The following is a 20,485-nucleotide window of genomic DNA, read 5'->3' as shown; positions in this document are numbered from 1 at the left end:
TTAGTGAATAAGCGGCTGCCAGAGGGTCATCAGCCCCTGCGTCAGCCCACCGCGCCAGCAAAGCGCGTCGTGTCCGCCGTCAACCTGACGCCAGATAACCGGTTGCTGCGGGTGCAGTTCGGCGTAGATCGCCTGATTCGCGCGGAAGATGAGCGGCTCATTGCGCCCGGCTTCAAGAACGATACGCAGCCCGCGCGCGGTGAGGTCGCCCGCTTTAAGTTGTTCGATGAGCAACCCGTCCTGGTGACCGCCACGGTGCGGCCACCAGTAGGAGCCGGACTGGCTTAATACGCAGCCAAAGCGCTCGGGCCAGTTAAGCCCGGCATAAAGTGAAGAGAGGCCGCCAAAGCTTTGACCCGCGACTACCGTTCGGTCGGCGCGGTCGCTGAACGGAGTGCGGCTGTTCACCCGCGGGAGAAGTTCCTCCTGCACCGCCTGCCAGAAATCCGGGTTGCAGGGTAACTCGTGATTGCGATGCGCCATGTCGATCACATCGATTAAGACGTAGACGGCAGGCGGCAGTTTGCCCGCGTTTGTCAGCGCGGTTAGCGGAGACCACACGGGCATGCTTTCGGCCCAGAACTGGCCGTCGAGCAGTACGGCAAGCGGCCGCTCCGGGCTGTCTTCACCGGTGGTGAAAACCCACACCCGGCGGCGGTTATTCAGACGCACGCTTTCCCATTCAAAGCAGACGGGCGCGTTGCCGGGCGTTGCGGGCGTGTTCCAGCCGGGCTGAACCGGGGCCTCGGGCATTTCGAGCGCCGAGACGGGATGCCCGCGTCCGCCGCGCCAGCTTTGCGGATTTAACGGATCGGCCATTGCCGCGGGGAGCAACTTTCGCCAGCCTTCACGCAGCGCCAAACGATCGGGTTGCTCGCCGTGGAAGACCGCGTCGGCAAAATCATCTTCGTTCACTGAAGGGATAAAACAGTAGCTGCCACGCCATTGCGGGGTGAACGCACCCTGCCACTGCCAGACGTCAGTATCAGGAATACGCTCGAGGGATTGCGGACGGGCATTTTGATGGTGATCGGTCACGCCGGTGATGTAGAGCCAGACGCGTTTTAGCGGCGAGGTTTTTTGCGTTCCTGCCGGGTCACGCCACCAGAAAGTGACGCGATAGTGCCCATTCTCGCGGGTCCATTCGGGTCCATTTTTCGACTGCCACCAGGCTTCACTTCCCGTTTTTAACCCCGTCACCCGTATAACCTCATGTTTATCAGTCTTTTTTGTTTCAGGACAAATTTTATTGATAATATTATTGATAACTATTTGCATTTGCAATAGCGTAGTGGCCGCGCTGTGGGAAGCGCGCTCATAAAACAACCATGCCACGCGTTGTGTGCGCTCGAGGACGGGGCTGCTTACGCAAACTGCGGGTGACACCATGCCGCCTCCTCTCCCTTTCGGGAATGGAGCCCGGGGATGCGGCGCGAAAAGCAGGACGTACAATGAATAAGAAGATTCACTCCCTGGCCTTGCTGGTCAACTTAGGGATTTACGGCGTTGCGATGCCAGCGCTGGCAGACGACAACACCGCCGACGCGCAGCACGAAGACACCATGGTGATCACCGCCGCAGAGCAGAACCTGCAGGCACCAGGGGTATCGACCATCACCGCCGATGAAATCCGTAAAAACCCGCCCGCACGTGACGTGGCCGAAATCATTCGCACCATGCCTGGCGTTAACCTGACCGGGAACTCCACCAGCGGACAGCGCGGCAATAACCGTCAGATTGATATTCGTGGTATGGGTCCGGAAAACACCCTGATCCTGATCGACGGCAAGCCGGTCACCAGCCGCAACTCCATCCGTCTGGGCTGGCGCGGCGAGCGCGATACCCGCGGTGACACCGGCTGGGTACCGCCAGAGATGATTGAACGCATTGAGGTCATTCGTGGCCCGGCCGCAGCTCGCTATGGTAACGGTGCGGCAGGCGGCGTGGTGAACATCATCACCAAAAAATTCGACAACCAGTGGCATGGCTCCTGGAACACCTATCTGAATGCTCCAGAACATAAGGATGAGGGTTCCACTAAGCGCACCAACTTCAGCCTGAGCGGCCCGCTGGGCGGCGACTTCAGCTTCCGCATGTTTGGTAACCTGGACAAAACCCAGGCCGATGCGTGGGACATCAACCAGGGCCACCAGTCCGATCGTACCGGTACCTATGCCGACACCCTGCCTGCAGGCCGTGAAGGTGTCGAGAACAAAGACATTAACGGCGTGGTCCGCTGGGACTTCGCGCCCATGCAGTCCCTGGAGTTTGAAGCGGGTTACAGCCGCCAGAACAACCTCTACGCGGGTGATACCCAGAACACCAACAACGACAACAGCTCCAGCGGTCTGGTGAAGAAAAACTACGGTAAAGAGACTAACCGTATCTATCGCCAGAACTTTGCGGTGACCTGGAATGGCGGCTGGGATAATGGGATTACCACCAGCAACTGGGCGCAGTACGAGCACACCCGCAATTCGCGTCTCGGCGAAGGCCTGGCAGGCGGTACGGAAGGATTGTTCAACAGCAATAAATTCACCGACACCGACCTGGCTGATGTGATGCTGCACAGCGAAATCAACCTGCCGATTGATTTCCTCGTCAACCAGAACCTGACGCTGGGCACCGAGTGGAACCAGCAGCGCATGAAGGACTCGACCTCCTTCTCGCAAACCCAGCAGGGCGGGACCATTCCGGGGCTCAGCAACGATCGTAGCCCGTATACCTCGGCGGAGATCTTCTCCCTGTTCGCTGAAAACAACATGGAGCTGACGGACAGCACCATGCTGACCCCGGCGCTGCGCTTCGATCACCATACGATCGTCGGTAACAACTGGAGCCCGTCCCTGAACCTGTCGCAAGGCCTGGGTGACGACTTTACGCTGAAGATGGGTATCGCTCGCGCCTATAAAGCGCCGAGCCTGTACCAGACCAACCCGAACTATCTGTTGTACAGCAAAGGCCAGGGCTGCTACGCCAGCTCCGACGGCGTGGGTTGCTACATGATGGGTAACGACGACCTGAAAGCCGAAACCAGCATTAACAAAGAGATTGGTCTGGAGTGGAAACACGACGGCTGGCTGGCGGGCGTGACCTGGTTCCGTAACGACTACCGCAACAAGATTGAAGCGGGGTATGCGCCAGTCGGCCAGACCTCCACCAGTAAAGTGACCACCGATATTTACCAGTGGGAAAACGTGCCTAAAGCGGTGATTGAAGGTCTGGAAGGCTCCCTGAACGTGCCGGTCAGCGACACGATCAACTGGACCAACAACATCACCTATATGCTGCAAAGTAAGAACAAGGAGACCGGCGACCGTCTGTCGATCATCCCGGAGTACACGCTGAACTCAACCCTGAGCTGGCAGGTACATCAGGATGTGTCGCTGCAGTCGACCTTCACCTGGTACGGCAAGCAGCAGCCGAAGAAGTACAACTACAAAGGCCAGCCGGTGACTGGGTCTGAGAAAGACGAAGTCAGCCCGTACAGCATCGTTGGTCTGAGTGCGACCTGGGACGTGACCAAAAACGTCAGCCTGACCGGCGGCGTGGATAACGTCTTTGATAAACGCCAGTGGCGCGCGGGTAATGCCCAGACCACCGGCAACGCCACAACCGGTGCGTATATGTACGGCGCGGGTGCATACACCTATAATGAGCCGGGCCGAACCTGGTTTATGAGCGTGAACACGCACTTCTAAGACAGGCTGTGTCTCCCCTCTCCTGCCGGGAGAGGGGCTGAATGTCTTCCTCTCCCGGCAGGAGAGGATCGGGGTGAAGGCATCAGGCCGCACTATTCCTCAACGTCAGGACGAGAAAACATGCGCACCACCCACTCCACATTTCGTCTTGCCGGAACCACGGTCCATCAAATTACCTTCGATCCCACTACCTTTACCGACGGCGACCTCCTCTGGCTTCCTCACCACAACGCGCTTGCTCACGCTGCCCCCAAACGTAAAGCTGAACACCTGGCCGGACGCCTCGCCGCCGCCCACGCCCTGCAGGAATATGGCTCTACGGCCATACCGGCTATCGGCAGCAGCGGCGAGCCGCTGTGGCCTGACGGCATGACGGGCAGCATCAGCCATACGGCCAGTCGTGCGCTGGCCGTTGTAACGCCGCACGGGCTAACGGGTATCGACGGGGAAATTATCCTCGCTGATGACGAAGCTGTGGAGATCAAAGACGGGATTATTGGCCCCGCAGAGGACACGCTGTTGCGCCACACCGGCCTGCCATTTGCGCAGGCGCTGACGCTGACGTTTAGCGCCAAAGAGAGCCTCTTTAAGGCGCTGTTTTCACTGGTTAACGCGATGATGGGCTTTGATTGTGCCCGCGTCACGGCGCTCGACGAGAATACCCTGACGCTGGCGCTGACCCGCCCGCTGGCGGGGTTTTCGCAAGATGATGCCTTCACGCTGTTTTGGCTGCGTGACGGCAACACGCAGATCACACTGCTTCCGCCTTTTCCCGCCGCTTCGCGCAAGTCATCATCACGGCGTTGAACAATACGCCAGACTGCAGTCTTTTCAATCCTTGCCCCAGGTGCAGCGTAGATAAGGCAGGGTGTTACGTCTTACTGAATAAAAGCCTCATGCAAATGACTGTTATCCCAGTGGCACCGATGGCCGAGACGGACAGAGCAAGAATCGAAGCAAAATCATGCACACCCTCTATGCCGTAAATACTAAACACGTTTGCCAGACGTTGAATGTTGTCCAGTGGAAAAAAGGCTGCCCATACCAGGCCGCAAACAAAAAACCAAAATACAATTTGTATGCAAAACAGGAAAAAACCGGTGAAAATTCTCATCAGGTCACCGTTATTGTTCCGAAGGCTTTGAAACTTGAACATGGCACAGGCATCATCGTTGTATTCATCAACGCCTCTTTTAAATAGTCGAAATCAGACTGCTGACAAAGGGTTATGCACCCTTCACTCAAGCCGCGCGGGCCGACAGGATGCAATCGAAACGCGCCACGCTTAACACCTTCAACGAAAACAGAATCGTCTATTTGCCAATCTTCTTTATACAAGGCAAACCAAACGGAACGATCGGTGCCATAGAAATTCTTTAATCCGAAATCTGTTATAGCACCTAGTCTGCCTCCACTTTGACGATTGACGATAAAATATCGCCCGGGAGGGATTGGACCGATATCTTTTCGGCTGGACATTGTCACATTATTGCGCCCATACATCTGGCCTGAGAATGCTGGGAAATTCCCTATCCCCGCCACGGTAAGTATAGATGTCGGCAAACCATTGAGAGCATATCTGGCGATTATCACGCAGTAACCCTCATATTCCAGCCGTCTGAAAATTGAATATTCCCGTCACAATATTTCCACGTAATTTTTTCGTAGCGGAGCTCAACTGATTCAAGATGATTATGCTTCTCCATCGATGGATTTTTTATGTTATGCATTACAGGCGTAATACCTACAACCTTTACGCTTTCCAGTAACATGTTAAAGTATTCCACCTCCATTCCTGCATCATTAATGCGATACCACTTTATTTCTGCCGATTTTAACGTTTGTCCCGTCGCTACCGCGCGGTAAAGATAGGGAGATGAAGAATCAAATTCTTTTTCAATGGTTAATGGAGAATGAATACGTGTACCTGTCAATTTCCCAGTATTGCCATCAGTAGGGATATGTAACCCATGTCCAAAAACTGAGGATTTCAATACTACCTTCTCGGTTCATTATATCTACAGAGCCGTTAATATCCGCACCGCCATCATCTTTAAGCCACAAGTAAGCTGGAATCGCCATTTTTATCTCCTTATAAAAACCAGCAGTATGATCGTAAATCGCTTTTTGAATTAATGCATTTGTGCTTAAGGAAAGACTGATAAAAACAGATAAGGCAGATAAATATAAAAAAAGAATGGGCAAATAGCAGTGCTACTGAGTCGTAAAGGATAAGCAGTCGTAGAACGGGGCCAGAACTGGCCCCGCGGTTTTATTCAATTCAGTGCTCAAACATCCGGGAACATCACGCTATTCCCCGGCGCCTCGCGATGGAGGTGAATAAAGTTCAGGTGTCGCTCATACTGATCCAGTATGTCCGTAATTACCTGTTCCTTACTGTAATCCATCAGGTCATTCCCCTGGCTCCCTTCCAGCAGGAACGTCTCAAGGCGGTAATACGTTGATTTCCCACTGCGTGCGCGATAGGTAAACCCGGGCACCGAATACTGCTGTGGCCAAATCTGGTAGACAAAGTTTTGTTCATCGCCCATATGCACCAGCAGGTCCAGGTGTCCCAGAGTCTCACCGTCATCCGGCGGCAGGTTTTTCAGTTCAACATACGCACCACGCAGCTTCAGCTCCTGCGCCACCTCTTCCATCGCCGGGAAGCAGACCGTTTCCATCATCTGTTTGGTGTAGCGCGTGCCCGGATAGTTCATCAGGCGTGACAACCGCTTTTTCCAGCTCAGTCTGTCCTGCGCACCCATCGGGCGTGGCGCGGTGTCGCGGCTGGCGCTGACGCGGCGGTAATCTTCCACCTTGAGAGATTTATACAGCCCGGCCATCACGAAGAAGATCACGAAACTGAACGGCAGACCCATGATCACCGTGGTGTTCTGCAGGGCAGAAATACCGTTGGTCATCAGCATGCCCAGGGTCAGCAGGCCAATGGCGACAGACCAGAAGATGCGCAGCCAGTTGGGAGCATCGCTGTTGATGTCCTTGAGCTTCGAGGTGAAGTTCCCCAGCACCAGCGCGCCGGAATCCGCCGAGGTGACGTAAAACAGCAGGCCGGTAATGGTCGCAACAGAGGCGCTAAAGGTAAACGCCGGATACTGTGCCAGCAGGCTGTAGAACCCCCGCTCCGGATGCACCATCGCTTCCTGCGCAAACGTCGCATTGCCGTGAATGATCTCGTGCAGCGCGCTGTTGCCGAACACCGACAGCCACAGCAGCGTAAAGGTGAACGGGATAATCAGCGTGCCCATCACAAACTGACGAATGGTGCGTCCACGCGAAATACGCGCCAGGAACAGGCCAACAAACGGCGACCACGCGACCCACCACGCCCAGAAGAACAGCGTCCAGTTGTTCATCCACTCGACCGGGCGGTCAAAGGCGAAGCTGTTCAGCGTCATACCCATAAAGCGGTTCACGTAATCACCCACGTTCAGTACTAACGCATTGAGCAGGAATGACGTATCGCCCATAAACAGCACGAACAGGATCAGCCCCAGCGCCAGCGCGACGTTCAGCTCAGAAAGCACGCGAATGCCCTTGTCCACGCCGGAGGTAACCGAAATGGTGGCGATAATCACCGACAGCGCGATCAGCGCCGCTTTGGCCGCCATGGAATCCGGGATATCAAACAGCACGCTCAGACCGTAGTTGAGCTGCACCACGCCGATACCGAGCGTGGTGGCGATCCCAAAGATGGTGCCAATCACCGCCGCGATATCCACGGTGTGTCCAATCGGTCCGTTAATTTTTTTACCGAAAATCGGATAGAGCGCGGAGCGGATCGTGAGGGGTAAATTATAACGATAGCTAAAGTATCCAAGCGCCATACCCATCAGGGCATACATCGACCAGCCGGTTAAGCCGTAGTGGAACAATGTCCAGACCATTGCCTGTCGCGCGGCCTCCATCGTCTGCCCCGCCCCTTCCGGTGGCTGCATATATTGCGTGACCGGTTCCGCCACGGAGAAGAACATCAGGTCAATACCAATGCCCGCGGCAAACAGCATCGCGGCCCAGCTCAGCAGGCTGAACTCGGGTTTTGACTGTTCCGGCCCGAGCTTTACCGAGCCAAAGCGCGAGCAGGCGATGCAGACGACGAAGACGATATAGAGCGTCGCCGCCAGCAAGTAGTACCAGCCGAAGGTCTTCGACACCCAGTTCAGGGTGCGCCCAATCCACTCGGCAGAAAAATCGCTAAAGAAGATCGTCATCAGGGAAAACAACAAAATCAGTCCTGCGGATGTATAAAAAACAACCGGATTGATTTTGTCCTTTTCTCTGTCTTGCGAAAGATCTGTCATCCAGTATCCCCACTGTTTTTGTAACTATTGAAATCCAAAACCGCAACAATTAAGACACATTTTATATTGAACGTCCAATCAAAAACCGCTTTAATGGTTAACCAACGCTGATGAATGGAGTGGCAAAAATGCCCAAAGTGGGGATGCAGCCAATCCGGCGCAGGCAACTTATCGACGCCACGCTGGAAGCAATAAATGAAGTGGGAATGCATGACGCGACCATCGCGCAGATCGCCCGTCGGGCGGGCGTTTCCACGGGGATCATCAGTCACTATTTCAAGGACAAAAATGGCCTGCTGGAAGCGACCATGCGCGACATCACCGGCCAGCTGCGCGACGCGGTATTGAACCGCTTGCATGCCTTACCGCACGGCTGCGCAGAGCAGCGTCTGCAGGCGATTGTCGGCGGCAATTTTGATGAAACCCAGATCAGCGGCGCGGCAATGAAAGCCTGGCTGGCCTTCTGGGCGAGCAGCATGCATCAGCCAATGCTCTACCGTCTGCAGCAGGTGAGCAGCCGCCGTCTGCTGTCGAACCTGGTGTATGAGTTCCGCCGCGAGCTGCCGCGCGAACAGGCGCAGGAGGCGGGTTACGGGCTCGCGGCGCTGATTGACGGGCTGTGGCTGCGCGCCGCGCTGAGTGGCAAACCGCTGGATAAAACCCTGGCCCAGTCGCTCACCAGCCACTTTATTAGCCAGCATTTACCGACCGATTAACCGAGGAGAATTTATGTCCCGAATGGCAGAACAGCAGCTTTATATCAATGGTGGTTATACATCGGCCACCAGCGGTCGCACCTTCGAGACCATCAACCCGGCCAACGGTGAAGTCCTGGCGACCGTTCAGGCCGCCGGACGCGAGGATGTCGATCGCGCCGTAGAAAGCGCGCAGCGCGGGCAAAAAATCTGGGCGGCGATGACCGCCATGGAGCGCTCGCGCATTCTGCGCCGTGCGGTAGACATTCTTCGTGAGCGTAACGACGAGCTGGCGAAGCTGGAAACCCTCGACACCGGCAAAGCGTACTCAGAAACCAGCACCGTTGATATCGTCACCGGCGCGGACGTGCTGGAGTACTACGCAGGGCTGATCCCGGCGCTGGAAGGCAGCCAGATCCCCCTGCGCGATACCTCATTTGTCTACACCCGTCGTGAACCGCTGGGCGTGGTCGCGGGCATTGGCGCGTGGAACTACCCGATCCAGATCGCCCTGTGGAAATCCGCGCCAGCGCTGGCCGCAGGTAACGCGATGATCTTCAAACCGAGCGAAGTGACGCCCCTCACCGCCCTGAAGCTTGCCGAAATCTACACCGAAGCGGGTCTGCCGGACGGCGTGTTTAACGTTCTGCCGGGCGTGGGCGCAGAAACCGGTCAGTTCCTGACCGAGCACCCGGGCATCGCCAAAGTCTCCTTCACCGGCGGCGTTGCCAGCGGCAAAAAAGTGATGGCCAATTCGGCGGCCTCGTCCCTGAAAGAGGTGACGATGGAGTTGGGCGGGAAATCCCCGCTGGTTATTTTCGACGATGCCGACCTGGATCTCGCGGCGGACATCGCCATGATGGCCAACTTCTTCAGTTCCGGCCAGGTATGCACCAACGGCACCCGCGTGTTCGTGCCGGCGAAATTCAAAGCAGCGTTTGAGCAGAAAATTGTTGACCGCGTGGCACGTATTCGCGCGGGCGATCTGTTCGATGAACGCACCAACTTTGGCCCACTGGTTAGCTTCCCGCACCGCGAAAACGTGCTGCGCTATATCGCCAAAGGCAAAGAAGAAGGCGCGCGTGTACTGTGCGGTGGCGACGTGCTGAAAGGCGAAGGCTTTGACAACGGCGCGTGGGTGGCTCCCACCGTGTTCACCGACTGCACCGATGAGATGACCATCGTGCGCGAAGAGATCTTCGGGCCGGTGATGTCCATCCTCACGTACGAAACCGACGAAGAGGTGATTCGTCGCGCCAACGACACCGATTACGGTCTGGCGGCGGGCATCGTGACTGCCGACCTGAACCGCGCGCACAGCGCGATCCACCAGCTTGAAGCGGGTATCTGCTGGATCAACACCTGGGGTGAATCCGCGGCAGAGATGCCGGTTGGTGGCTACAAACACTCCGGCATTGGCCGCGAGAATGGCGTAATGACGCTCCAGAGTTATACCCAGGTGAAGTCCATCCAGGTTGAGATGGGTAAATTCCAGTCCATATTTTAACCGGGAGGTTTTTTTGCAATTTGACTACATCATTATTGGTGCCGGCTCTGCCGGCAACGTACTGGCAACACGACTGACGGAAGATCCCAATACCACCGTTCTGCTGCTAGAAGCGGGCGGCCCGGATTACCGTTTTGACTTCCGCACCCAGATGCCTGCCGCGCTGGCGTTTCCCTTGCAGGGCAAGCGTTACAACTGGGCGTATGAAACCGAGCCCGAGCCGCACATGAACAACCGCCGTATGGAGTGCGGTCGCGGCAAAGGGCTGGGCGGCTCATCCCTGATCAACGGCATGTGCTACATCCGCGGTAACGCGATGGATCTGGACAACTGGGCAACTGAGCCGGGTCTGGAACACTGGAGCTATCTCAACTGCCTGCCCTACTACCGTAAGGCTGAGACCCGTGACGTGGGGCCAAACGACTACCACGGCGGCGACGGCCCGGTGAGCGTGACCACCTCTAAACCCGGCGTAAACCCGCTGTTTGAAGCGATGGTAGAAGCCGGTGTGCAGGCGGGCTACCCGCGTACTGACGATCTTAACGGCTATCAGCAGGAAGGCTTCGGCCCGATGGACAGAACCGTGACGCCGCAGGGCCGTCGCGCCAGTACCGCACGCGGCTATCTGGATCAGGCGAAATCACGCCCGAATCTGACCATTCGCACCCATGCCATGACCGATCACATTATTTTTGACGGCAAACGCGCGACAGGCGTCGAGTGGCTGGAAGGCGAGAGCACGATTCCGTCAAAAGCGACGGCCAGCAAAGAGGTGCTGCTGTGCGCCGGGGCGATTGCCTCTCCGCAGATCCTGCAGCGCTCCGGCGTGGGTAACGCGGAACTGCTGAAGCAGTTTGACATCCCGCTGGTACATGACCTCCCGGGTGTGGGTGAAAACCTGCAGGATCACTTAGAGATGTACCTGCAGTACGAGTGCAAAGAGCCGGTCTCTCTCTACCCTGCCCTGCAGTGGTGGAACCAGCCGAAGATTGGCGCGGAGTGGCTGTTTGGCGGCACCGGCGTGGGAGCGAGCAACCACTTCGAAGCGGGCGGGTTTATCCGCAGCCGCGAAGAGTTTGAATGGCCGAATATTCAGTACCACTTCCTGCCGGTCGCCATTAACTACAACGGGTCGAACGCGGTCAAAGAGCACGGTTTCCAGTGTCACGTTGGCTCCATGCGCTCACCAAGCCGCGGGCATGTACGGATTAAATCACGCGATCCGCATCAGCATCCGGCAATCCTGTTCAACTATATGTCCCACGAACAGGACTGGCAGGAGTTTCGCGATGCGATCCGCATCACCCGTGAGATCATGCACCAGCCGGCGCTGGATAAATACCGTGGACGGGAAATCAGCCCGGGCATTGAGTGCCAGACCGACGAACAGCTGGACGAGTTTGTGCGTAACCACGCTGAAACCGCCTTCCACCCGTGCGGCACCTGTAAGATGGGGTATGACGAAATGGCCGTGGTCGACGGCGAAGGTCGCGTTCATGGGCTGGAAGGATTGCGCGTGGTGGATGCGTCCATTATGCCGCAGATCATCACCGGCAACCTGAACGCCACCACCATCATGATTGGCGAGAAAATTGCCGATGCCATTCGCGGGCGCGAGCCGCTGGCGAAGAGTACCGCGGCATATTATGTCGCCAACGGTGCACCGGTTCGCCTGTAACGCAGTTTGCAAAGCAGCCCCTCTCCCAACGGGTGAGGGGCATATTTTACAGACGAAACGCCTCCAGCTTTTTACGCTGCCGCCCTTCCCCGTCAAAATTCGCTTCAGCCAGCCAGGCGCGGAGTTCGGCATCCCGCTGTGGCCATTCGCCATCAATGATTGACAGCATGTCGCTGTCGCGGTTGCGCCCTTTGCGCACCAGCTTCTGACGCAGCCGGCCTTCCCAGACAAACCCCAGCCTTTCCGCCGCATTACGCGAGGCAGTGTTCATTGAATCGCACTTCCACTCCAGCCGACGATAGCCATGCTCGAATGCATTCCTGAGCAACAGCCATACGGTTTCCGTGCCGAGGCGGGAGCCTTTCATCTTGCGTGACCAGGTGACGTGGCCGATCTCCACCGACCCTTGCATGCGCTCTATTGCCATATAGCTCACCAGCCCCACCGCTTGCCCGGTACGTAAATCGATGACGGCGTACGGCACCAGTTCATCATCCAGTACTTTGCCAAGGACCCATTCCGCGGTGTCTTCAACGCTCACGGGCTGGGTGCTGACAAGCCACGTCCAGTCGCTGTCGTCCCCCAGCGCATAGGCCTCATACAAATCCGCGGCGTGGCGTTCGGCATCCAGCGGCTCCAGACGACAATACTGACCGACGAGCGGAGTGCGGGTTAACGCACGGGCGCATTTCCAGTCGGGGACGATATCGTTAACAGTTTGACCATGTTGATTAAGCTCGGGCACGGCGTTGACTCCCGGAAGGATAAGGGTTTTGTTATAGCAGGTTAAAAAGCGGACGAAAAGAGACGCGGCGTATTGCCTGCTGGGGAAAACGGGAGGGAGTGGCGTTTGCACGCCAGGATGACAGCGGTACGCCGGGTAAGACGTCGCCCTACCCGACAAAACATTATTTCAGCAGCTTCACCGTAGCGTCGATGTCGATCTCATCTTCCGTGAAGATCATCGTCGTATTCTGGAAGGTGGTGATAGCCAGCTTCTTCACCGTGCGCATTTCACCCGGTTTTTTGTCAGACTTGGGTTTGATGTTGTTCATCAGCAGCCCCACGGACAGTACCGCGTTCTCTTTATCGATACCGGTATCTGCTGGCTCTTCTTCGCTAAACACCACAAACGATTTGATCGAAGTGAGCTTCACGCGCTCGCCTGCGATATAGAGGTGTTTGCTTTCCGGGATCACCTTCACCGCATAGGCGGAAAGGCCTTTGTTGTTGGTTGTGGGCTCGAAGGTCACCGCTGCGTCTTTCTTAATCAGATCAGGGTTGGCGACCTTAATCACATGAAAATAGCGGTTGTCACCGTTTTCATCTTTGATAAATCCAAAGCCTTTATCTTTAAACCACGTTGTGATTGTACCGTTCATCGCTGTTACCGCCTGTCAGATCTCTAAGACTAAAGTTTTGCAGCGCGCAGTGTAATCCACAATGGCTGAGGAGACAAAAAAAAGCCCCTGCACGGGGGCAGGGGAAAACTCATGTCAGAGCTTATTAGTATTTAGTTGAACACCATACCACCGTCAATCAACAGGGACTGACCGGTCATGTAGTCGGAATCTGGCCCGGCGAGATAAGAGACGCAGGCGGCCACATCTTCGGGTTCGGACAATCTGCCAAGCGTAATGCGTTTGGCAAACGTTTCAGTGCCGTAGCCGAGCGGTTTACCCGCCGCTTCGGAGACCTGGCGGTCAATTTCCGCCCACATCGGCGTTTTGACGATGCCCGGGCAGTAAGCGTTAACGGTGATCCCTAATGGCGCAAGGTCACGTGCCGCCGTCTGGGTTAACCCGCGTACCGCAAACTTACTGGAACTGTAGACCGCCAGTTCAGGGTTCCCGGTATGGCCTGCCTGGGAACAGGCGTTGATGATCTTGCCGCCGTGCCCTTCTTTACGGAAGGCGTCAATGGCGGCCTGGATACCCCAGATAACCCCTTTCACGTTGATGTTGTAAACTTTGTCGACAATTTCCGGGGTGATCGACTCAATTGGCGTGGAAGGCGCGACCCCGGCATTGTTGACGATCACGTTGAAACCGCCCAGCGCAGTGCGGGCTTTTTCCACCGCTGCAAACACCTGCTCGCGGCTGGAGACATCCACCTTCACGGCGACGGCCTTCCCCCCATTGCGAGTGATCTCATCGGCAACGGCTTTTGCCGTCTCTTCGTTGTAATCCGCGATGGCGACGGCAAAGCCGTCTTTCACCAGGCGAAGCGCAATCGCTTTACCAATCCCCTGGCCTGAGCCTGTTACGAGAGCAACTTTTTGCATTTCTCTGTCCTTATATTGATTCACAAAATCTGGCTGAGATGGAGCTGGCCCATCAGCAGCGGGTTATCGCTATAGTCGACGGGAATGGCGACCACGGCCGGGCCATCGACATCCATTGCAGCACGCAGCGTAGGCTCCAGCGCATCCGCGCTCTCGACGGCAAAGCCTTTCGCCCCGAAGGCATCGGCATAGACTTTGAAATCGACCGGGCCGAACTCTACGCCGGAAAGGCGCTGGTATTTTTTCTCTTCCTGGATCGCCACCATGTTGTAGGCGTTGTCTACCCAGATGATGTGCAGCACATTGGCGTTAAGACGCACGGCGGTTTCCAGCTCCATGCTCGACTGCAGGAAGCCGCCGTCACCGGACACCGAGACCACCTTGCGTCCAGGATTGACCAGCCACGCACCAATCGCCCACGGCAGTGCAACGCCCATGGTCTGCTGACCGTTAGAGATCATGACCTGACGTGCGCGGAAGCTATAGAGATAGCGGGCGATCCAGATGTGGAAGCTCCCCATATCAACGGTGAGCGTAACGTCATTATTGACGATGTCCTGCATGGCCCGCACGATGCGCAGCGGATGCAGGGCAAACTGATTGAGCGAGGCGCCACGGCGATCGAGCAGATCCCGTTGATGCTGACGATCGACCAGGATTTCTGACGCGCGCGGGCTGAGCTCCAGCTTGTGGGCGATCCGGCTGGCGAGCAGGTTCAGCGTTTCGGCGATGTCCCCCACCAGCTCGAGGTCAGGCACATAATTGCGTTCTTCATAGGCGGGCAGCACATCGATATGCACCAGCGTGGCGTCGCCGCTGTTCCACATGGACGGTTCGTATTCCACTGGGCTGTAACCGATGCAGATAATCAGATCCGCCAGATGCAGCAATCTGTCGCCTGCCTGGTTGTTAAAGAGGCCGACACGTCCGGCAAAGCGGGTGAAATGTTCCTGATTCACCGCCCCGGCCGCCTGATAGGTACTGGTGACCGGGATGCGGCTTTTCTCCAGCAGCTTACGCAGCGCGGCGCTGTTGGCAGGCTGGCTGGCCATCAGGCCCAGTAAAATGACCGGATTCTTGGCTTTTTCGATAAGCTTCGCCACATCGTTAATGGCGGACTCCGGTGCCGGCCCCATTTTGGCAGTACTGCTGCCCGGCAAAATCGCGCCCGTGGCGGGCTGGTCGACAATATCCTGCGGCAGGCTGACGAACGCGCCTCCAGGCCTGCCGTGCTCGGCAGCGCGAAACGCGTTCGAGACCACTTCCGCAATCGCATCCGGTGAACTTACCTCCACGGCGTACTTCGTCACCGGGCTGAACATGGCGACTGTGTCCATGCTCTGATGCACCAGCTTCGCTTTATCTGCCCGCTTCACGGCACCGCCCAGCGCGACCACCGGGTCGCCCTCACTGTTGGCGGTGGCAATCCCGGTGATCAGGTTCGAGCAGCCCGGTCCGGAGGTGACCAGCGCAACACCGGCCTTGCCGGTGAGGCGCCCTACCGCTGCGGCCATAAACGCCGCGTTCGCTTCGTGGCGCACGGGAATGATTTCGATGGAGGAATCGAGCAAGGAATCAAACACTTTGTCGATTTTTGCACCCGGAATACCGAAAACCTGCTTCACGCCCTGCGCTTCCAGCTGGCCTACGACCATATCGGCGCCATGCGCCCACTGACGTGCCTGTTTATCACTGTTCACGGTGGTTCTCCTGTTAGTTTTCGACGGAACGGATTGCAGCATCAAGGTTGCTGGGGTGAAGGTTGGCCTGTAAAAATGCGCTGTCGGCAGGCAGGTCGATCATCAGTTTGTGAATTTCACCGAAGGTCAGCACGCCGCTCTCCAGCTGGTAGTCGAGCAGATGCCCGCCGCCCTGACGATCGTCGGTGATAAAATGTTCGTGATATCCCGCGACGTTAATGCCCTGCATATGCTGCGGCGTGCGGAACCCGACCAGTACCCCTTCTCGCTGGTTAAAGCGGAACACCGGCTGGTCGTCCAGCACGTCGGTCATGGCACGGTATGGCGGCTTTTGACGCGGAACGGTACGGGTGTGGGCGTGGCGGAAATTACCGTCGATGCGTAACGCACAGAACAGGTTATCGGAGGGGATTTGCTGGTCGATCACGTCGTGGATCTGCTGACGGCTGACCGGCGTATCGAAGGTTTTGCGATACTGCGGCTGGAACCAGGTCATCACCGCAAACGGTGTTTTTTGCTCCGGCTTCGCGGCACGGGCACTCCCGTCGGCGCGCAGCTGATACACCTGGCTGCTGAAGGCAATCATTTCGCCATCCAGCTCGTTGAACGTACCCAGACCAAAATCGCCGTGCGCAAGCAGATCGGCGATAGTGGTATCCCCCTCGTACACGCCGCTTAACAGGGCGCTCATTAGCGATGTCTGATAGATCACGCTGTCAGGATGCTGGGCAGAAAACCCACGCAGGGTCTCGCACAAACTGGCCTCACAGTCGCATGCAGATGAATGCACCATCATGCTCGTCCTCTTCAACTTTATTTAGAAAGGTTAAATAAATGTTGACCCGATTCAGCATAGAGTTCCAATATAGAATCCATGCTGGTTTGAGACGTTTTTGATATGGAACTTCGTTATCTGCGGTATTTTGTCGCCGTTGCACGTGAGCGACACTTCACCAAAGCGGCCAAAGCGCTGGGTATTTCACAGCCTCCTCTGAGTCAGCAGATTAAACGGCTCGAGGAAGAAGTGGGCACGCCGTTATTCAGACGCCTGACGCGAGGCGTGGAGCTGACTGAAGCGGGAGAAGCCTTCTATGAGGACGCCTGTAAGATCCTGGCGCTGAGCGACGCCGCGCTGGAGAAAGCCCGGGGCATTGCCCGCGGGCTGAACGGCAGTCTGTCGATTGGGATCACCAGTTCAGACGCCTTTCACCCCAAAATCTTCACCCTTATTCGCCAGTATCAGCTGCAGAACATGGCGGTGAGAGTGCACCAGGTGGAAGCCAATATGTCTTCGCTGACGGCGATGCTGGCGGAGGGTGAGCTGGATATCGCGTTTGTGCGTCTGCCGTGTGAGAGCAGCAAAGCGTTTGAGCTAAAAATTCTCGACCGTGAGCCGATGGTTGTGGCGCTGCATCGCGACCATCCACTGGCGAAGTGTGGATCGCTGGCGCTGGAGCAACTTCGGGATACGCCGGTCGTTTTGTTCCCGCAGGAGGTCGCGCCAGGGCTGTACGATCGCGTTTACGGCTGCTGCGAGCGGGCCGGAATTGACGTGCAGCACACGCTGCAGTCTTCGCAACTTTCCTCTTCCCTGAGCATGGTGTCCGCTGGCGGCGGGTTCGCCCTGGTGCCGAAGTCGATGGCCGCCATTTCGCCCCCCAATGTGACCTACCACGCGCTGACATCACCGGAGCTTTATACCGATATCGCGCTGTGCTGGCGGCGTTTTGAACGTTCGCGGACGGTGAAACGGTTTCTGGCGATGCTGAGTGAAGGGTAATGGCGCGGCGCTGCTTGCGCCCGCTAAGGCCTTTCTGGAAGCCGCCTCGCAAACCTGCAAGTAACCTTGTGTAATTCAGGGTTACTGCTTTTCTTACTCTCCTCCTGGCCGTAAAGTGCCTTCGTTGCGGCACATCCGCAACCGGGCGTAGGAACCCGTTGGCATAAAGCGATTTTTTTTGTCGCGACAGCGCATATACCGTTAAAATCACGGTGGCGCTGGCGGAGCAGCCGAAAGGCTGGCCGTTTTTCTTTATGCACGGTATTCCTACCTCCGTCAGCGCTACCCCCCAAGAGCGTAGGAACTCACCGGGCGGTTAATAATTTTTGCATAAAGAGGATGCCATATGGCTACTATCCCTTCCCTGTCTTACGCGCTCTCTGAAGAAAGCGCTATTCACCATCTGATTCATCTACAACTGCCTGAATCTGCAGATCTCTTCGAACTGGCCGATGCCTGCACCGCGTATGTAAGCGTGCTGGTAGAAACCGACGATGCGGTCACCCATGCAACACTGTGCACGCGTTTGCTGGCAGTCCTTAAACGCCTTCGCGCGCGTTGTGATTCTGCCCTCCCGCCTTATCTGGTCGAACAGCTGATTGCAGGAGAGAAGATTGTCTCCTGCGTTCCGGACTGCTGGCAGGATACGTCGCTCCAGGTGGACTATGCGCTGGCGTTAACGCAGGCGGTAATGGGCGGAACATTGCCTGCAAACGTGGCAAAAGAGCTGACCGGTCTGCTACATGATATGGTCTGGCTGCTGGCGGAGTTCGTGAAAGAGCCGTATATCACGGCACACTAAGGCCAGTGCGTAAGGGCCGAAATCCAGCTGGTCTGTGAGCCAGAATTTCGGCCTTAATAATATAAAAAACCCATGCAGACGAAGGGTTAAAGTACTGAGATAGCCTCGTCCAGCCAGCCGGGAAGCGTTTCTCTGTACCAGTTCAGGTACAGCTCAAAATCTGTTTTGTTCCGGTCATAGAGCAGGGACACCACCTCTGACACAATCCATGCTTTAGCAAGGGTTATTTCCATCGCTAAGTGTCGGGCAGGCATATGCGGATAATGCACGCTGTAACGCTCCGCAAGCTGTAAAATGCTTTGCCTGGAGCCCATCCCCTTTATCAGCGGGGCGAGGTCGATAGCCGGACTGCCCGTGCCAAACCTTTCCCAGTCAAAGAGAACCCACTCTCCGTTTTCTCTCCTCCCCCAGTTACCGGCATTGGTATCCCCTGAGATTAAACATTTCTGCCGAAACAAAATGCTGCCCGCTTGCTGAAAACAGCACATCTGGTGGGCCGCGCGGTCCGGTAATTTCAAAAGCGCCAATGATTTTTCAAGCGCTTTCTCGGACCAGGAATGAGGGTGATACACCCAGGTTGGGTCCGGTGGAGTGCGATGAAGATGAGAAAGGCATTTCAATATGTCATCCCCCGACACCTCATCCTGAGACACTTTTCCAGGGATATATTCCAGCCTTAACCGGCGTAGATGTGGATCGGCAGACAACAGCGTCGGCGTTTTGATCCCCCTGCTGTTGAGCTCTTCCGCCGCATGCTCGTAGAAAGCGTATTCCACAGGGCTAACAGGGCATTTATCTATGACTTGCTGACCATATTGATCCACCAAGCGCTGCACTTTTGCCGCACCCATTTGGGATAAATTCTCCGCAGACATACATGACTCCCTGTGTCAGGTTTGGCTTTAAGGGATAAGTGTAGTGTGATGCGGAGGGATCAGGGGAATTGCGTTTTACGCGCGGTGTTGCGGGTTGTGGGAAGGTCCGTTTTGAGCGAGGTATAGACTTTCATACCCTGAAAGTTATGCTATTAGGTGATCCAGGGTATGCACTTGCTGGTTAAGCGGGATACTTACCCCTACCCTGTCGAAAGGCTGTACACTGATAACACCTATAGATAATTCTGAGTATTTTATGATTTTGTACAAATACATAGACAATGCATCATTAGATCGATTCTTCAAAGATGGCTACATTTCTATAAAATTCACCCCTCACAGTGAGTTTAATGATCCGTTCGAAAGTTATGGATATGCACTTGATGATGAATCAATTGAATCATTGACTATGAGGTATGAGATCAATCAAAACCTTGCCTGTTTATGCCTTTCTAAAAATCCACTCAACGTATTGATGTGGTCACATTATGCTGATAAGCATCAGGGCTTTGTTGTAGCAATCGACACTGAGAAAGCAGGATTTGATGATGAAGCAAAATGCCTGATTACAGCTCCGAAAGGTGAAATTTTTTATTTAGAGAGCCGAATGAAAAGCAAACTAAAAATCAGTCAAGAAAATATCTATAATACTGATATAATTAGTAAATTATTGCTTACTAAATCACTGCATTGGAAATATGAAGAAGAAATCAGAATAATAAAAAAGACAGACGCATTACAAAAACAAGGCACGGTTTTAATTGATAAAATAATTGATCTAAAATCAATAACAGGTATCTATATTGGGATAAACAACAAGAAGGTTGATGAAATAATTAGAAATAACAGTACATTAGAAGCATTGATTTTGAACAAGACAGTGCAGTTATATCAGTGTGAATTTAAGAAAAGTACATGGGATCTCGCCTTAGAAAGTTATGAATACACCAAATACCCGCATGATATGCAGAGAATGGATATATTTGATTCTGCAGAGAAGGTTTTAAGAGCGATGGAACGTAACCACATAGGCGGTTGAGATTATCCGCGGCGATTACCATATCAACAATGTAAGCTCCCGGCATGGAGCGGACTTCCTGAAGTCCCCTAAGGTCCGCAATGAGCGAACAGTGGAAGTTCT

The 20,485-nt window shown here is 55.4% G+C and carries 18 protein-coding genes and 2 pseudogenes; 9 read left to right on the top strand and 11 right to left on the bottom strand.

The window, feature by feature from the left end; genetic code table 11:
• Nucleotides 1-1,200, bottom strand: a complete 1,200-nt coding sequence (fes, locus tag L462_RS21530; RefSeq protein WP_032677657.1) for an enterochelin esterase — start codon at nt 1,198-1,200, stop codon at nt 1-3.
• A gap of 251 nt (nt 1,201-1,451) precedes the next feature.
• Here fes and L462_RS21535 point away from each other — a divergent pair, with 251 nt between their 5' ends.
• Nucleotides 1,452-3,701, top strand: coding sequence for a TonB-dependent siderophore receptor (locus L462_RS21535; RefSeq protein ID WP_032677656.1), 2,250 nt, complete (start codon nt 1,452-1,454; stop codon nt 3,699-3,701).
• Between the two features lie 120 nt (nt 3,702-3,821).
• Nucleotides 3,822-4,508 carry an enterobactin synthase subunit EntD gene (entD, locus tag L462_RS21540; RefSeq protein WP_032677655.1) on the top strand — a complete coding sequence of 229 codons (687 nt, stop codon included), beginning with the start codon at nt 3,822-3,824 and terminating at the stop codon, nt 4,506-4,508.
• 64 nt (nt 4,509-4,572) lie between these two features.
• Here entD and L462_RS21545 read toward each other — a convergent pair whose 3' ends face one another.
• The 4 genes and pseudogenes from L462_RS21545 to betT all read right to left on the bottom strand — a co-directional run bounded on the left by L462_RS21545 (nt 4,573) and on the right by betT (nt 8,023).
• Nucleotides 4,573-4,815 carry a hypothetical protein gene (locus L462_RS21545; RefSeq protein ID WP_032677654.1) on the bottom strand — a complete coding sequence of 81 codons (243 nt, stop codon included), beginning with the start codon at nt 4,813-4,815 and terminating at the stop codon, nt 4,573-4,575.
• The gene (locus tag L462_RS21550; protein WP_032677653.1) at nt 4,815-5,294 is read right to left on the bottom strand and encodes a DUF2778 domain-containing protein; all 480 of its coding nucleotides are present in this window, start codon (nt 5,292-5,294) and stop codon (nt 4,815-4,817) included. Before L462_RS21550 ends, L462_RS21545 begins: the two co-directional genes overlap by 1 nt.
• A pseudogene (locus tag L462_RS0123285) lies at nt 5,291-5,783 on the bottom strand (Hcp family type VI secretion system effector). Before L462_RS0123285 ends, L462_RS21550 begins: the two are co-directional and overlap by 4 nt.
• Before the next feature lie 206 nt (nt 5,784-5,989).
• Nucleotides 5,990-8,023: a choline BCCT transporter BetT gene (betT, locus tag L462_RS21555; protein ID WP_014169058.1), complete on the bottom strand. Its 2,034-nt coding sequence runs from the start codon at nt 8,021-8,023 to the stop codon at nt 5,990-5,992.
• 128 nt (nt 8,024-8,151) lie between these two features.
• Here betT and betI point away from each other — a divergent pair, with 128 nt between their 5' ends.
• Genes betI through betA form a run of 3 tightly spaced genes read left to right on the top strand, consistent with a single transcriptional unit; the run spans nt 8,152 to nt 11,903 of the window.
• Nucleotides 8,152-8,739: a transcriptional regulator BetI gene (betI, locus tag L462_RS21560; RefSeq protein ID WP_032677652.1), complete on the top strand. Its 588-nt coding sequence runs from the start codon at nt 8,152-8,154 to the stop codon at nt 8,737-8,739.
• 13 nt (nt 8,740-8,752) lie between these two features.
• Nucleotides 8,753-10,225 carry a betaine-aldehyde dehydrogenase gene (betB, locus tag L462_RS21565; RefSeq protein WP_032677651.1) on the top strand — a complete coding sequence of 491 codons (1,473 nt, stop codon included), beginning with the start codon at nt 8,753-8,755 and terminating at the stop codon, nt 10,223-10,225.
• A gap of 13 nt (nt 10,226-10,238) precedes the next feature.
• Complete coding sequence (betA, locus tag L462_RS21570; protein ID WP_020885039.1) at nt 10,239-11,903, top strand: choline dehydrogenase; 1,665 nt, start codon at nt 10,239-10,241, stop codon at nt 11,901-11,903.
• A gap of 46 nt (nt 11,904-11,949) precedes the next feature.
• Here betA and L462_RS21575 read toward each other — a convergent pair whose 3' ends face one another.
• From L462_RS21575 to budA, 5 genes are all read right to left on the bottom strand, one after another.
• Nucleotides 11,950-12,648, bottom strand: coding sequence for a GNAT family N-acetyltransferase (locus L462_RS21575; protein WP_014169054.1), 699 nt, complete (start codon nt 12,646-12,648; stop codon nt 11,950-11,952).
• A 163-nt stretch (nt 12,649-12,811) separates the two neighbouring features.
• A complete protein-coding gene (locus L462_RS21580; protein WP_014169053.1) occupies nt 12,812-13,285 on the bottom strand; it encodes a cold-shock protein in 474 nt (157 codons plus the stop codon).
• A 131-nt stretch (nt 13,286-13,416) separates the two neighbouring features.
• Nucleotides 13,417-14,187 carry a (S)-acetoin forming diacetyl reductase gene (locus L462_RS21585; RefSeq protein ID WP_032677650.1) on the bottom strand — a complete coding sequence of 257 codons (771 nt, stop codon included), beginning with the start codon at nt 14,185-14,187 and terminating at the stop codon, nt 13,417-13,419.
• A 20-nt stretch (nt 14,188-14,207) separates the two neighbouring features.
• Nucleotides 14,208-15,929, bottom strand: a complete 1,722-nt coding sequence (alsS, locus tag L462_RS21590) for an acetolactate synthase AlsS (protein WP_106503817.1) — start codon at nt 15,927-15,929, stop codon at nt 14,208-14,210.
• Complete coding sequence (gene budA / locus L462_RS21595; protein ID WP_155964469.1) at nt 15,901-16,680, bottom strand: acetolactate decarboxylase; 780 nt, start codon at nt 16,678-16,680, stop codon at nt 15,901-15,903. Before budA ends, alsS begins: the two co-directional genes overlap by 29 nt.
• Before the next feature lie 105 nt (nt 16,681-16,785).
• On the opposite strand from budA, the gene L462_RS21600 reads away from it, so the two are divergent.
• From L462_RS21600 to L462_RS21605, 3 genes and pseudogenes are all read left to right on the top strand, one after another.
• Nucleotides 16,786-17,667, top strand: coding sequence for a LysR family transcriptional regulator (locus L462_RS21600; protein WP_014169049.1), 882 nt, complete (start codon nt 16,786-16,788; stop codon nt 17,665-17,667).
• 185 nt (nt 17,668-17,852) lie between these two features.
• Nucleotides 17,853-17,987 (top strand): annotated as a pseudogene (locus tag L462_RS24090) (ash family protein); the annotation flags it as partial.
• Between the two features lie 26 nt (nt 17,988-18,013).
• Nucleotides 18,014-18,469, top strand: a complete 456-nt coding sequence (locus L462_RS21605; RefSeq protein ID WP_032677647.1) for a hypothetical protein — start codon at nt 18,014-18,016, stop codon at nt 18,467-18,469.
• A gap of 86 nt (nt 18,470-18,555) precedes the next feature.
• Here the strand turns inward: L462_RS21605 and L462_RS21610 are convergent, their stop codons facing one another.
• A complete protein-coding gene (locus tag L462_RS21610) occupies nt 18,556-19,344 on the bottom strand; it encodes a phosphotransferase family protein (protein WP_032677646.1) in 789 nt (262 codons plus the stop codon).
• A 256-nt stretch (nt 19,345-19,600) separates the two neighbouring features.
• Between L462_RS21610 and L462_RS21615 the strand changes: the two genes are divergently transcribed.
• Entirely contained in the window at nt 19,601-20,383 is a 783-nt protein-coding gene (locus L462_RS21615) for a DUF2971 domain-containing protein (RefSeq protein ID WP_032677645.1), read from the top strand.
• The last annotated feature ends 102 nt before the right edge of the window (nt 20,384-20,485 follow it).

The sequence above is a fragment of the Enterobacter sp. BIDMC 26 genome (assembly GCF_000534435.1).
GTDB lineage: Bacteria > Pseudomonadota > Gammaproteobacteria > Enterobacterales > Enterobacteriaceae > Enterobacter > Enterobacter ludwigii.
The sequence above is the reverse complement of the archived record's forward strand: the minus strand, read 5'-3'. Positions and strand labels throughout refer to the sequence as shown.

Bases quoted from the DNA above. Each gene is read 5' to 3' on its own strand.
- L462_RS21585 (WP_032677650.1), bottom strand. From the start codon at position 14,187: ATGCAAAAAGTTGCTCTCGTAACAGGCTCAGGCCAGGGGATTGGTAAA.
- L462_RS21600 (WP_014169049.1), top strand. From the start codon at position 16,786: ATGGAACTTCGTTATCTGCGGTATTTTGTCGCCGTTGCACGTGAGCGA.
- budA (WP_155964469.1), bottom strand. From the start codon at position 16,680: ATGGTGCATTCATCTGCATGCGACTGTGAGGCCAGTTTGTGCGAGACC.
- betI (WP_032677652.1), top strand. From the start codon at position 8,152: ATGCCCAAAGTGGGGATGCAGCCAATCCGGCGCAGGCAACTTATCGAC.
- alsS (WP_106503817.1), bottom strand. From the start codon at position 15,929: ATGCTGCAATCCGTTCCGTCGAAAACTAACAGGAGAACCACCGTGAAC.
- L462_RS21605 (WP_032677647.1), top strand. From the start codon at position 18,014: ATGGCTACTATCCCTTCCCTGTCTTACGCGCTCTCTGAAGAAAGCGCT.
- betB (WP_032677651.1), top strand. From the start codon at position 8,753: ATGTCCCGAATGGCAGAACAGCAGCTTTATATCAATGGTGGTTATACA.
- entD (WP_032677655.1), top strand. From the start codon at position 3,822: ATGCGCACCACCCACTCCACATTTCGTCTTGCCGGAACCACGGTCCAT.
- L462_RS21545 (WP_032677654.1), bottom strand. From the start codon at position 4,815: ATGAGAATTTTCACCGGTTTTTTCCTGTTTTGCATACAAATTGTATTT.
- L462_RS21615 (WP_032677645.1), top strand. From the start codon at position 19,601: ATGATTTTGTACAAATACATAGACAATGCATCATTAGATCGATTCTTC.
- L462_RS21580 (WP_014169053.1), bottom strand. From the start codon at position 13,285: ATGAACGGTACAATCACAACGTGGTTTAAAGATAAAGGCTTTGGATTT.
- L462_RS21535 (WP_032677656.1), top strand. From the start codon at position 1,452: ATGAATAAGAAGATTCACTCCCTGGCCTTGCTGGTCAACTTAGGGATT.
- betT (WP_014169058.1), bottom strand. From the start codon at position 8,023: ATGACAGATCTTTCGCAAGACAGAGAAAAGGACAAAATCAATCCGGTT.
- L462_RS21610 (WP_032677646.1), bottom strand. From the start codon at position 19,344: ATGTCTGCGGAGAATTTATCCCAAATGGGTGCGGCAAAAGTGCAGCGC.